This is a genomic window from Bifidobacterium anseris (genome assembly GCF_002860345.1).
Taxonomy (GTDB): Bacteria; Actinomycetota; Actinomycetes; order Actinomycetales; family Bifidobacteriaceae; genus Bifidobacterium; species Bifidobacterium anseris.
Genome location: NZ_NMYC01000005.1, coordinates 434,886 through 447,693, shown reverse-complemented (window position 1 = coordinate 447,693; position 12,808 = coordinate 434,886). Strand labels below are relative to the sequence as shown.

The 12,808-nt window shown below is 65.0% G+C and carries 6 protein-coding genes; 2 read left to right on the top strand and 4 right to left on the bottom strand.

Annotated features, from left to right (window positions below; translation table 11 throughout):
- Positions 1 to 48 precede the first annotated feature (48 nt).
- Both CGZ88_RS06990 and CGZ88_RS06985 read right to left on the bottom strand, forming a co-directional pair.
- Positions 49 to 4,341: a SpaA isopeptide-forming pilin-related protein gene (locus CGZ88_RS06990; RefSeq protein ID WP_101671453.1), complete on the bottom strand. Its 4,293-nt coding sequence runs from the start codon at positions 4,339 to 4,341 to the stop codon at positions 49 to 51.
- A 650-nt stretch (positions 4,342 to 4,991) separates the two neighbouring features.
- Positions 4,992 to 7,976, bottom strand: coding sequence for an Rne/Rng family ribonuclease (locus CGZ88_RS06985; protein WP_101671452.1), 2,985 nt, complete (start codon positions 7,974 to 7,976; stop codon positions 4,992 to 4,994).
- On the opposite strand from CGZ88_RS06985, the gene CGZ88_RS08900 reads away from it, so the two are divergent.
- A complete protein-coding gene (locus CGZ88_RS08900) occupies positions 7,975 to 8,190 on the top strand; it encodes a hypothetical protein (RefSeq protein WP_133120917.1) in 216 nt (71 codons plus the stop codon). The genes CGZ88_RS06985 and CGZ88_RS08900 overlap by 2 nt on opposite strands.
- Positions 8,191 to 8,570: 380 nt before the next feature.
- On the opposite strand, the gene dapE is transcribed toward CGZ88_RS08900, so the two are convergent.
- Positions 8,571 to 9,803: a succinyl-diaminopimelate desuccinylase gene (dapE, locus tag CGZ88_RS06980; protein ID WP_101671451.1), complete on the bottom strand. Its 1,233-nt coding sequence runs from the start codon at positions 9,801 to 9,803 to the stop codon at positions 8,571 to 8,573.
- A gap of 414 nt (positions 9,804 to 10,217) precedes the next feature.
- Between dapE and CGZ88_RS06975 the strand changes: the two genes are divergently transcribed.
- Complete coding sequence (locus CGZ88_RS06975) at positions 10,218 to 11,162, top strand: AEC family transporter (protein WP_026644687.1); 945 nt, start codon at positions 10,218 to 10,220, stop codon at positions 11,160 to 11,162.
- Between the two features lie 129 nt (positions 11,163 to 11,291).
- On the opposite strand, the gene CGZ88_RS06970 is transcribed toward CGZ88_RS06975, so the two are convergent.
- Positions 11,292 to 12,710, bottom strand: a complete 1,419-nt coding sequence (locus tag CGZ88_RS06970) for an FtsX-like permease family protein (protein ID WP_101671596.1) — start codon at positions 12,708 to 12,710, stop codon at positions 11,292 to 11,294.
- Positions 12,711 to 12,808 lie beyond the last annotated feature (98 nt).

Sequence of the window (12,808 nt, the reverse complement as noted above, 5' to 3'; positions counted from 1 at the left end):
TCTGGCGCGGTCCGGACGGTCCGTGCCGTGTCTCCTTGGTTGTGTTTGTCACCCGCGCGGCTGGGCGCTGTGCGCGTCCTTCGCGGTGCGTGTGCGCATCGCGAGCGCGCAGCCCAGCAGTGCGAGCACTGTGAGTGCGCAGCCGATCAGGATCATGTGCCGAGCATCGCCTGTGCCGCCTGTGGCGGGAAGCACAACACCCGGCTCGTCTTGAATCGCCTTGAGGTCCCAGTCCAGAGCCACCGTGCCGTCCTCGCCCGGCCCGACCACGAAGCTGTGGGTTCCTGGGGCGAGGTCGTATCCGGCCGGGGCCTTGGTTTCGCGGAGCGTGTACGTGCCCCACTCAAGACCTGTCAGCTTGAAGGCTCCGGGCGTGGCGTCCACGTCCTTCGCCCATGCGGGATTGCCGGCGACGGCGCAGTCGCCGTCATCCGTGCAGTCCGTGATCGTGTACGTCTGTGATGTGGCGCTTCCTTTCGGTGTGTAGGTGATGCCCCATTCGGAGCCGGCGAGCTGTTTCGTCGGCTCCGTCGCATCCGTCTTGCTCCAGATGACGCTTCCTGTCGCGCGGCGGTTCGCGATCGTGCCGCCGGCCACCTGCACGGTGGCCTGCGTCGCATCGTCGATCGTGAACTCGTACGGGCCGCCGACGCTCTCGTATCCGTTGGGGACGACGCTTTCGACGATCCGGTAGGTGCCGAGCGGCAGTTTGTTGAGGCGGAACGATCCCGGCGTCGCATCGACGTCCGGATACGTGACCTTGGACGCGTCGCACGGCGCGTGCTCGCAGTCGGTCACGACGTTCACCGTCTGCCACGAGCCGTCCGCGCCCTTGCGCTCCAACGTCCACGCCGAACCGGCGAGCGGCGTCGAGCCAGCGTTCGCCGTGCCGTCGTAGCCGCCGTCGACCTTCGCCCACACGACGCTCGACGGCACATCCGAGATCCACGCGTTCGTGCCGACGATCGACGGCCGCTGATCGCCCGTCCACGTGACGACGCCGTTCGCGTCGATCGTGAACTTGTAGACGGTCGGATTGAGCAGATAGCCGCTCGGCGGCGTCTTCTCTTCGAGCGTGTACGTGCCGGTGGGCAGATTCTTGAGTGTGAAGAGGCCGATGCCGGTGTTGACGTCGACGTACGGGTCGCTTTTGCCACCATCGGTGAGCGTGGAGAGCACCTTGCGTTTCGCGGCGTTTTCGGCGTACACGTCGTCATCGGTGACGTCGGCGGCGACGGTGCCCACATGTGTCGCCTGCCGCGACGAATCGACCGCCGTCGCACATTCCGGCGTGACGCCCGGCTGCACGTTGTCGTATTTATATACGGCGATGCTGCGCGCGCCCGCGCCGGCCGCGAACGGCGTCTTGCCGCCGGTCGCCATGTAGGTCGCGCCGTTGGCGGAACGGAAGTAGAACTGCACTCCCGCGTTCTTCGACGGCACGACCGCGCGGTACCAGCCGTCGCAGTACTGCGACATCAGCGCGTACGTGTAGTTCGTCTGCGACGTCGTCTTCCATGCGAGGAACGGCATGTAGTTGATGTTCGCCGTCTGCGTGTTGAAATAGACGACGAGTGAATCGTCGGTGACGTTCAGCGTGACCGATTTCTTCAGGTCGCCCGATTGCACGGTGATCGTCGTCGTGCCGGCCGCGTTGAGCGTGACGAGACCGTCGGCGTCGACGGAGGCGACGTTCGGGTTGCTCGACGTCCATGTGACGGCGCTGCCGGTCGGCGTCGTCGTCGACGTGAGCCGCAGCGTGCCGTACGCGACGTCCGTGTTGATCGACGCGGGCGCGGCGGTGCCGTTGTAGTTCAGCGACAATGCGGTGACGGCGGCGGGATTGACGGTGATCGTGACGGATGCGGACAGATGTTTGCCGTCCTGCGTCGTGTCGACGGTCGTCGCGGTGACGGTCACTTTCCTCGGCGCGGTCAGCTGACCGTACGATGTGACGACGCCGTTCTGCACGCCGACGACGTCGCTCGGGCTCACGCTCCACGTGACCTGCTGCGGCGAGCCGTCCGGCAGCGCCTTCGCCGTGAGCTTGACGGTGCCGCCGGCGGTCATCGTCAACACGTTGCCCGGTATCGCGGCGCCGTTTGCGTCGAGGATGTGCACGCTTTGCACGGCGGTCGTGTTGTCGTCGATCGTGTACGACTTCACATCGTTCGGGTTCGTGACGTTCTTCAGCGTCCAGCTTGAACCGGGCAGCCCTGCGCGCGACGCGTCGCCGTCGGCGTATTTGCCCCAGTTGACGGTGCCGCCGAGCGGGCGGTCGCCGATCGCCGGCGACGTCGCGCCCGATGCGGTCGTATCGACGAGCAGACTGTTGCCGCCGGACACCGGCATGCCGTTGTTGTTGTAGACGTTGACAATCTTCGTGTACGGCGTGAAGGACGCGTCGCCCGTGTTGATCTGGTAGATGTTGTCGTTGAGGCGATAGCCGTCCGGCGGCGTCAGCTCGCGCAGATAGTAGGTGGCGTTCGGCGTGAGCAGTCCGAGTTCGAAGGCGCCATCGGCCTTGTTCACATCGAGCGGATCGTTGTCCTTGACGGTCAGGATCGCGCCGGAGCCGCTCAACGCGCTCTTCAGGTCGCCGTACACCTCCCAGCTGGAGCCGGCGAGCGGCTGTCCGGTGCCGGCGTTCACCTTGCTCCAGCTGATGAGCGACGCCGGTTGCATACCGCGCCACGGATAATTATGGCGTTCCTGGTCCATGCCGATGATCGACGCGGAGTCAGCGTTGTTGTAGGTGCCGACGTAGATGGGGCTGTTGAGCATGTAGTCGCCGCCGACGTAGACGCGGCCGTTCGTGATGACATGGTCTTCGAAGGAGCCGCGCGGCACGATGATGCTGCCGAGCATCGCGGCGGCCGGATCGTCGCCGGGCGCGAGCTGCGTGCCGGTCTTCGCCGTATCCGTGGCCTCGCTCAGCGCCGTAGAACCGTAGGCGCCGCCGAGCACGGTCAGCTCGGTGGTGTTCGCGAAGTTCCACATAATCGCCTGCGCGGCGGTGTTGTAGTCGCTCTTCTGCGCGGCCGTGGCGTTCGACGCGTATCCGTTGCCGATTTCAGTGCCGTTCCACCAGAAACGCCAGCCGCTTTGGAACGTGACGGGTGCAGCTCCGGTGATGTTGACGGCGACGGCCGCATCGTCCGGAATGTTCGTGAACGCGAAGTCAAGGCCGCCGAACCCGGTCGAGTTCATCTGGCTCGCATCGATCGTGAAGACCTGCATCAGGCTTGAGCCGTCGCCGTTAAAAGTGATGAGCCGTTCTCGGTTCGCGCCGGAGAAATGCCAAGTGTGGGAGACGGACGGATTGGAATAGTGGTTACGCGTGTAGGCGCCATCGGGTGCGACGCCGACGTAGACACCGGGCTTCGCGTCCGCCAGGGCGGCAGTGAAGGCGTCGCCGGATTGCTGCGCGTAACCATTGAAGGAGACGAGTTTGTCGGACAGCGGGACGACGGTCTGGTCGCCGTAGTTCGTGTAGTCGACGTCGTTCGCCGTCAGCGGGTTCGTCGCGTTGAAGGTGACGCCCGGGGTCGGACTGTAGGAACCGGCCGTCTGCACGACGGACGAGCGCGGATTGGTGGCGTAGCTCTCGCTCCAGTTTGTCCGGTTGCCGCTGATGGATGCCGTGAACTGCACGGTGCCGCTCGCCTGGCCTTTGCCGACGAAGGCGCCATGCTCCCACGCGCCGACGTCGCCGTAGGTCGTGCGGGTCGGACCGGTCGTCATCGAAAGGATGTGGGTGTTGACGCCGCCGACGCCGAGTGCCTGCGCGCCGTTTGCGGGGCGAAACATCGTGCCGAAGCCGACGGCGCCCATGCGCAGACCGTTGCCGCCCCACGAATTGCCGAGCTTGTGGTTGGCGAACTTGCCTTTGACGATCGTCAGGCCTTCGACCTCGGCCGTGTAGGAGCCGGTCGGACCGTTCGCGTTCGTGTAGGTGTACGGCGCCGACTGGTTTGCCGGCGGCGCGCCGACGTACAGGTCGCGGCCTACCCAAGTGGCGACGCCGGTGTCGGGACCCGCCGGAGAGGTCTGGTTGATGTTCGAGCCGAGCGAGATGTTCAACGGAGTGGTGACCGAACCGGCCGCAAGGCGTGCGGCCACCGCGGTTGCCGTGGGCACGGCGAGCGCGGTGCGCGTGACGAAGGACGGCACGATGAATGCGATGATGCTCACGACGGTCACGACGATCGCGGCGACGGCATGGCGCGAGGTTCGGGAGGATGCGGCGGCCGTGTCTGCCTCGGCGGACGCGGCGACGGCATGGTTGTCGATGACGTCGGAGGCGTCGCGATCATGGATGGACGAGCGTGTACCGTTCATCGTTTGCTTCCCCCCTGTCTTGCTCCCTCACTGGCGCCGGAGGGCGCCTCGTGCTGAGATTCTTTCGTTATTGCTGTTATTAGTCATGCATTGCGCATATCGCAGGCATGTGATCATACAGGCATTGCGATTGCATGTTCCCTCGATTCACGTCTGTGCTATTTCCGTTGTCGCCTTCTTTGTATCGCACAACGCAGCATGCCGTGCAATCTCCCGGCAGTAAAAGGGAATAGCGAATAGACGCATGAGCAACAATTGCGAAAAGCAAATATCGATCTGCGTGAAAAAGTGATACTGCTAGCGAACGTTAATCATGCACTTCAGTGAAAAATACGTGAATCTACGCCCGTGGTCGAAGCCCGGATACGCGGCGATCGCCATGATGGTATGGCATTGCGATCAGCCATGTGCCCCGATTCCGGCCATATGGCGCCCCGTCGGCATACCAACCCGCCGCGGCCGCCGACGAGCCGGGACGCAGCGGCCCAACCCGCCAACCAGGTCGACAAGCCGGGACGCAAACCAACCCCTCAGCGACCCAACCCGTCGACTCCGCCGACGAATCCACCCGCACATGGCGGCCGCGGAAATACGAAACGGCCGCGGAGGAAGGCATCAGCCTCCATCCACGGCCGTTCATGCACGTAGAATCAGTCCTCGTTCTCCTCGATGTGTTCGATCTGCACCTCGAGGTTTTCGGCGTCGTTCAACGCATCGTGAATCTCCTCTTCGGCGTTCGTCGCCGCCACGGCCGCCGCCGCGATCTGCGCGAGCTTCTGCTTGACGGCGTCGGACGACCCCTGTGGCACCGAAGCGGCACGCGCGGACGACGTTCCGTGACCGGCGCCATGCGCACCATGCGAGCCGGAGCCGCCGCGCGCTTCGCTGCCATGGCCGTGCTTGTTCGTCTTGACGAACGGGTCGCCGCCCTTGAGCGCATACGGATCGTCGTAGTCCCCGGAGATCGTCGGCTCGTCATGCACGATGAATCCGCGTCCCTTGCACGTCGGGCACTCCTCGGAGAACGCCTCGACGAGTCCCTGACCGATGCGCTTGCGCGTCATCTGCACAAGACCCAGCGACGTGACCTCGGCCACCTGATGCTTCGTGCGGTCGCGCGCCAAGCATTCGACGAGTCGTCGCAGCACGAGGTCGCGGTTCGCCGGCATCACCATGTCGACGTAATCGATCATGACCATGCCGCCGATGTCGCGCAGACGCAACTGTCGCGCGATCTCCTCGCTCGCTTCGAGGTTGCAGCGCGTCACCGTCTCCTCGAGCGACTTGCCGCGGCCGATGAAGCGTCCGGTGTTCACATCGATCGTCGTCATCGCCTCGGTGCGGTCGATGACGATCGAGCCGCCGGACGGCAGATACACCTGACGTTCCATGCCCTTGCGCAGCTGCGAGTCGATCTGCCACTTGTCGAACACGTCCTTGCCTTCATGCTCGGCCGGATCCCACTTCTCCAGCTTCGCGCTCAGGTCGGGCGCCATCGTGTCGAGATACTGCTCGATGCGTTCGTAGACGCTGTCGCCTTCGACGATCATCTTGCGGAAGTCGTCGTTGAAGATGTCGCGCACGACGCGGATCGCCATGTCCGGCTCGCCCTGCAACAGCTTCGGGCGCTTGCCATGGCGGAACTCCTCGAACTTCTTCTGGATCTGCTCCCACTGATGCACGAGCTGTTCCATATCCTTGACGATCGCCTCTTCGGTGGCGCCCTCGGCGGCCGTGCGGATGATGACGCCCATGTCCTTCGGCGCGACCTTCGACACGATCGACTTCAGACGGCTGCGCTCACGGCTGCTCAGCTTGCGGCTGACGCCGGTCATGCCTCCCGACGGCACGAGCACGAGGAAACGACCCGCAAGCGTCACCTGACTCGTCAGACGCGCGCCCTTGTGGCCGATCGGATCCTTCGTCACCTGCACGAGCACCGGGTCGCCGGAGCGGAACGCGAGCTCGATGCGCCGCGGCTGTCCCTCGAGACGCGTCGTGTCCCAGTTGACCTCGCCCGCGTACAGCACGCCGTTGCGCGCCTGACCGATGTCGACGAAGGCCGCCTCCATGCTCGGCAGCACGTTCTGCACGCGGCCGAGGTAGATGTTGCCGACCGTCGCGACCTCCTGGATGTCGGAGACGTAATGTTCGACGAGCACATCGTCCTCGAGCACCGAGATCTGCGTGTGGCGTTCGCGCTGACGCACGACCATCAGACGGTCGACGTTTTCGCGGCGCGCGAGGAAGTCCTGCTCGAGCAGCTGGTTCTGTCGGCTGCGCTCGCGGCGGTTGTCGCGGCGGCGCTGCTTCTTCGCTTCGAGTCGCGTGGAGCCTTCGACGTCGGTGATTTCGTCGATGTACTGCTGCTTGCGCGAGCGGCGCGTCGTCGTTTCCTCTTCGACGTTCTTGCCGCCGCGGCGGCGACGCCGTCGACGCGTGACCGTCGTCTCCTCGTCTTCCTCGCCGCCCTCTTCGGTTTCCTTGTCGTCGTTCTTGTCGTTCGACTTGTTCGTTTCGGCGTCGGCGTCCTGCGAGCGGCGCGAACGGCGACGGCGACGCGTGCGCATCGACGTCTCCTCGTCCTCGTCATCCTCGTCATCCGCCTTCTTCTTCGCGTTGCGCGCGATAGCATCATCGATCGGCGCATAGGTGATGTCGTCGAGCACGAGGTCCTCTTCGATCTGCTCGACTTCGGCCGCGGCACGGCGTTCCTGCGCGTTGAGGCGGCGGTTCGACCTGCGCGAACGGCGACGCGTCGATGTCGTTTCCTCTTCGCCGTCGGGGTAGTCGAGGACGGCCGTCTCCTCGCTCGTCTCGCTGGCCTCAGCCGCATCGTCGTCATGCGCGTCGCTCGCACGGCGGGAACGACGGCGGCTACGCGGCGACGACGGTTCCTCGTCATCGTCCGGGGACTTCGCCCTGCGCGAGCGACGCGACGGCGTCGACGGCTCGTCATCATCGTCCTCATTGGCGGACGATGCGCGGCGCGAACGGCGACGCGGCGCCGATTCGTCGTCCTCGGTCGCGGATGCACGGCGGGAACGACGGCGCGGCGTCGGTTCGTCCTCGTCGTCATCGGCGGCATTGCGGCGGGAACGGCGATCGGCATCGTCGTCGCCCGGCTGCGGGATGACAGGCTCCTGGAACAGCAGCGACGTCATCGGCCGCGACGCGCGGCGGTGCGACGTGCGGTCGGGCTCACGGTCGGATTCACGGTCGGCGGTGTCGCTGAGAAAGTCGTCGAGCGAATCGGCGGTTGCGGTCGAGGAACGGCCGCGTGACGACGTCGAAGTCGCGCGCGTGCGGCGGCGACGCTGCTTCGGTTCGCCGTCAGCGGAATCCTTGTCGTCCTTCGACGAGGTGATCGACGGTGCAGACTTCGACGCGGGCAGCGCGGGCACGGTCGGCTCACGGAACAGCGGCGTATGCTCCTCGACCTTAAGCTCAACGGACGCGTTCGCAGCGCCGGCGTCACGCACAACACGGCGGCCACGGCGGCGCGGCGCCGGCTGGGCGACGGTGTTTTCGGGGGTCTTCTGCGCAGAATTGCTCTCTGCGGAGGTTTCGTTCGTGACGAAATCATCAGTCAAATCGGGCACAATGCTCCTAGCGGCGCGCCATGCTGCAATCATGACGCAGACGTTCTGGCCCCATGCGTTCTCACGCCATACTCTCACTATGGCCGCGCGGGTCGCGCACGCTGGTGGCAATCCAAAAGTCAATTCAAGCGATGGCGGACACCGGCGCTCGCGGTTTGCGATCCCGTTCTTCCGGGTTCAACGCGAGGGGATCAACGCCAACGGTTGCTGGGCGATTTTTGCAGAAAACCGCCATGTCTCAGTATGACACAACTCATGGTCGAATAGGTTACGGTGCGGGAAGGGCGGGTCGGGGTCGGTCCTGCAGGGCTCAGGTCGGATGGGCAGCCTGACGGGTAGGCCTAGCGGGACGGAACGTCGACGGGGCGGACGGTTCGACCCGCGAACGGCCCTTCCAGCGGGTCAAACCGTCGAAACCGCCGACAAACCAGGACGCAGCAGGCCAAACCGTCGGCACCATCGATGGATCGACCCGCAAACAAGCCTCCCAACGGGCCGAACCATCGAAACCGTCGACGAACCAGAACGCAGCGGGCCGGAACGTCGTACCAATCGACGAAACGGGACGCGAAGCGGCCCTCTAGCGACCCAAAACGTCGACGGAGTCGATGCAACGGGACGCGCGGGTCAGTTCAGCCAGTCGGTGAGGATGCCGGCCATGAGCGTCAGGTCGGTTTCGGGCAGCTGCTCGTCGTGCTTGTGCGCCAAAAGCGGACTGCCCGCGCCCAGATTCACGGCGGGGATGCCCAGCTGCGAGAAACGCGCCACATCGGTCCAGCCGAGCTTCGCCAACGGCTCACGACCCGTGCGCTCACGCACCAGATCAACAAGCGACTGCACGAGCGGATCATCCATGCCAGGACGCGCGGACGGCGACTCGTCCTTCATCTCGATGCCGAAGCCCTCGAACACGCCGCCGGTCGCGACATGCTCGCCGTTGCCCAGCTCGGCGCCGCAATCGGCGCCCATCATCAGCGCCTTCGCCTCCGGCAGCGTCTTGTCCGGTGCGAAACGGTAGTTCACGTGCACACGGCACTCGTCGGGGATGACGTTCGTGCCGTTGCCGCCCGAGATCAACGTCGCGTTGAGGCCCTCCCGGTACGTCAGGCCGTCAACGTCGACCGCTTCGTCCTCATGCGCGTTGAGTTGGTTGAGGATCTCAGCGGCCTTGTGGATCGCGTTGTCGCCCATCCACGCGCGCGCCGAATGCGCGGCCACGCCATGCGCGACGACGTCGAAACGCATCGTGCCGTTGCAGCCGCCCTCGATGCCGCAGTCGGTCGGTTCGCCGATGATCGCGAAATCGCCGACGATCCAGTCGGGGTGCGCCTCGACGACCTTGCGCAGGCCGTTCTTCTCGGCGGCGACCTCCTCATGGTCGTAGAAGACGAAGGTCAGGTCGTACTTCGGGTCGGTCAGCGTGGCAGCGAGGAACAGCAGCACCGCATCCGAACCCTTCATGTCGGTCGCGCCGCGCCCCCAGATTACGCGCTCGGACGGATGGGCGGCGGCGACGTCCTCGCGGATCAGCGGATCGCCCGGCTCAAGCCACATCGGCGGGAAATTGTCGATGACCGGCACCGTATCCAAGTGGCCGGCGAGCACGACCCGGTGCGCCTTGCCGAAGTCCGTGGACGCGACGAGCGTGTCGCCGTGGCGGCGCACCGTCAGATGCGGCTGCGCGCGCAGGAACGCCTCGACCATGTCCGTCAGCGGCCCCTCGTCGTCGCTCACCGAATACACGCTCATCAGCTGCGCCATCAGATCGTTGAGATTCTGCTGATCGCTCGCCGACGGGTCGATCACGAGCGTGGTGGCGGGAGGGATCGGCGTGGCAGAGGCGGAAGCGGAGGCCGCCATCGGCACGGCCGAAGCGGAGGGGGTCGGTTCGTTGACAGCGGAAGCGGAGTTGGAAGTCATCGAAATCTCCAGATACGAGACGGTTCTATGGTCGGTTTTCGCACATATCGTAACAGCTGAATCAAGCCCGCAACTCAAGCGACCGCAGTGCGGGCATATGGGCGCATGGGTTGTGTGCGGGTCGGAACGTCGATGAGGTTGGCGGAGCGGGACGCAAACCGGCCGCTCCGCGGGTCAGATTGTCGGGGAGGTCAACAGAACGAGACGCACACGGGTACCCATTTTGGGACGGATGGCGCGCAATGTGCGCGGGAGGTGACACACTGAGTTGGGCGAAACACGTCGGCGTCGGCACGACCGCACGGCAGCACGACGTCCAACCGCACACCCACCCGAACCAGCAGAAGGAGCGTCATGACGGGCTTGATCAGCGCGATGGAAGGATTCTGCGTCATCGGCATCGTGATCGCGGTCGGCTACGTCGCCGCGCGCATGCAGATCGGCGGCCCGCAGGCGCAGTACGTGCTCAACCGTCTGAGCTTCTTCGTCGCGAGCCCATGCCTGATGTTCGACATCCTCGCCGACGAGAAACTGGGAGAGATCTTCCACCCGTCGATCTTCGTTGCATTCTTCTCGGCATTGGCTGTGGGCGTCATCTTCCTGATCCTCAACGCATGCTTCTTCCATCTGAAGGCGCCCGACGCGACGATCGGCGTCCTCAACTCCCTGTATCTGAACTCGAACAACATCGGCCTGCCGATCGCCACCTACATTCTCGGCAACCCCGCACTCGTCGCGCCGATCCTCGTCATGCAGCAGGCGGTGTTCACGCCGATCGGCCTGACGGTGCTCGACGCGACGACGAAAGGCCAGGTCTCGGCGAAGACGATCCTCAAGCAGCCGCTGCATCAGCCGCTGCTCATCGGCACGATGCTCGGCATCCTCGTCTCGCTGCTCAACGCGAAATTCGGTTTCGCGATCGTGCCCGACTACATTCGCAACCCGATCAGCATGATCGGCGCGTCGGCGGTTCCGATGATCCTGATGGCTTTCGGCATGTCGCTGCACGGCACGAAACCGATGCAGAACAAGAGCAACCGTCCGGCGATCGTCACCGTCGCCATCCTGAAGAACGTCGTGATGCCGATCATCGCCTTCCTGCTCGCCTACTTCGTGATGAGCTTCCGCGGCCCGGTGCTGTACGCGTGCGTCGTGCTCGCCGCGCTGCCGACCGGCCAGAACGTCTACAATTACGCGGCGCGCTACAACGTGGGTCTCACCTTCGCGCGTGACGGCATCCTCGTCTCGACGGTGACGAGCCCGATCTTCATCGCGATCATCGCGGCGATTCTGAGCTGACGCGTCGCGCGAGCGTCGCTAACGGCGGATGAAGGAGCCGCCGACTCCGGCCATCCGCAACCGACCCGAGCGCAAGCGAACGTCGACCTCCATCGCGACAGCCTCCCGCGCCCCGTCGCCTCGACGCCCTCAGTCGTCGCGCCGCCGACTGACCGTGTCGAGCCGCGCCGCCGTCCGGTTCGCGCACAGCGCACCGACGCTGACGAGCGCATAGCACAGCGCAATGCCGAGCGCGAACCGCAGCAGCACCGCCGGCGCAGTAAGCGCGGAGCCGAGCAGCGGCAGCATCAGGAACATCGAGCATCCGGCCGCGACGATGATGACGGTGTTGAGCGGTGTGAGCACCTCGCTGAATCGCGCGCGGCGCAAGGTGCGCGCATCGGTGCCTTCGAGGATGAGCATGTGGTATTCGGCCGCTTGGTCGTACACGTTCGCCGACTGCATGATGCCCGAACTGACCGCGGCGAGCACTGCCGCGAACACGAGTGTCAACGTGCCGCCGAGCGCGATGTCATGCATCATCATCAACGATTCCGGGTCGGCGTTGTCACCGGTGGCGAGGATGCCGCACACCGACGTGATGCCGGCGACAAATACGGCGAGCGCGATGCCGGAGACGTTGCGCCATGCGCGTTTTGGATTGTCGAGGATTCTGCGCATCGCGATCATGACGGCCGCGTTCTTCGGGTGGCGGACGCGTGTTTTCGCAACGGCCGTCACTATCCACGAACCGATGAGGTTGAGCAGCATGAAGCAGCCGCCGATGATGCCGAATACGATCGCATAGACGACGACCGCACCCGCCTGCGCGAACAGCTGCAGACTGTTGAGTACGACGAATCCGCCGATGATTGCGGCGACGAAGATGACGGCCCGCCATCCGCTCGGCAGCGTCGAGCCTTGGCGTGCGGTGACGCCGAGCGGCGTGATCGCGACGCGGCGCAATGTGACCAATGCGGAGACGAGTGCGAGCAGCGCGACGCCGACGACGGTGCCAACGAGTGCAATGGGGCCGACCCACAATTGTTCGAAGTTGAAGTGGCGATTTTCGAAGGTGAGCGTCATGATGAGCGGCATGATCGCGAAGTAACCGCCGACGCCGATGATCGCGCCCGTCACCGCCTGACTGACCGCTTCGAAGGCCGTCAATCGTATGACCTGCGATGTCGTCGCACCGACGAGCCTGAGCGTCGCGAGGCGTTCGTCGCGCCGGGTCGCCGCCAATCGGGCCGCCGATCCGGCGAGCGTCGTGAACGGGACGATGAGCAGCACGCACGCGAAGATCGCGAGCATGACGTAGAACTCGCCGTCGGCGCTCACGTTGTCATGCGATGTGCAGCGCGACGTGTCGAACATGCAGGCCGTCGTATGGTCCGGCGACGCACGCCAGATGAAGCCGTGCAGACCGCCGAGGACGGTGAGGAAGATCGCCGTCGCCGCGGCGAACGCGATGGTGGCGAGCAACCCCGTGAAGTCGCCGCCGCCACGCCGTTCTGCGCGCACGGGTTGTGCGATGCTGTCCGACGCGGTTTGTGCGAACGCTTGCATCCCCGATGCGTCGGTTACGTCAGCCGCCGGCGTAGTGGCGTCCGATATCACCGTCTCTGTGGCAATCGTGTCCGCCGCCAACTCGTTCGTCACCGACA

Excerpts from the sequence above, each read along its gene's own strand:
- CGZ88_RS06990 (WP_101671453.1), bottom strand. The coding sequence starts at position 4,341 with ATGAACGGTACACGCTCGTCCATCCATGATCGCGACGCCTCCGACGTC.
- CGZ88_RS08900 (WP_133120917.1), top strand. The coding sequence starts at position 7,975 with ATGACGCAGACGTTCTGGCCCCATGCGTTCTCACGCCATACTCTCACT.
- CGZ88_RS06985 (WP_101671452.1), bottom strand. The coding sequence starts at position 7,976 with ATGATTGCAGCATGGCGCGCCGCTAGGAGCATTGTGCCCGATTTGACT.
- dapE (WP_101671451.1), bottom strand. The coding sequence starts at position 9,803 with ATGGCGGCCTCCGCTTCCGCCTCTGCCACGCCGATCCCTCCCGCCACC.
- CGZ88_RS06975 (WP_026644687.1), top strand. The coding sequence starts at position 10,218 with ATGACGGGCTTGATCAGCGCGATGGAAGGATTCTGCGTCATCGGCATC.
- CGZ88_RS06970 (WP_101671596.1), bottom strand. The coding sequence starts at position 12,710 with ATGCAAGCGTTCGCACAAACCGCGTCGGACAGCATCGCACAACCCGTG.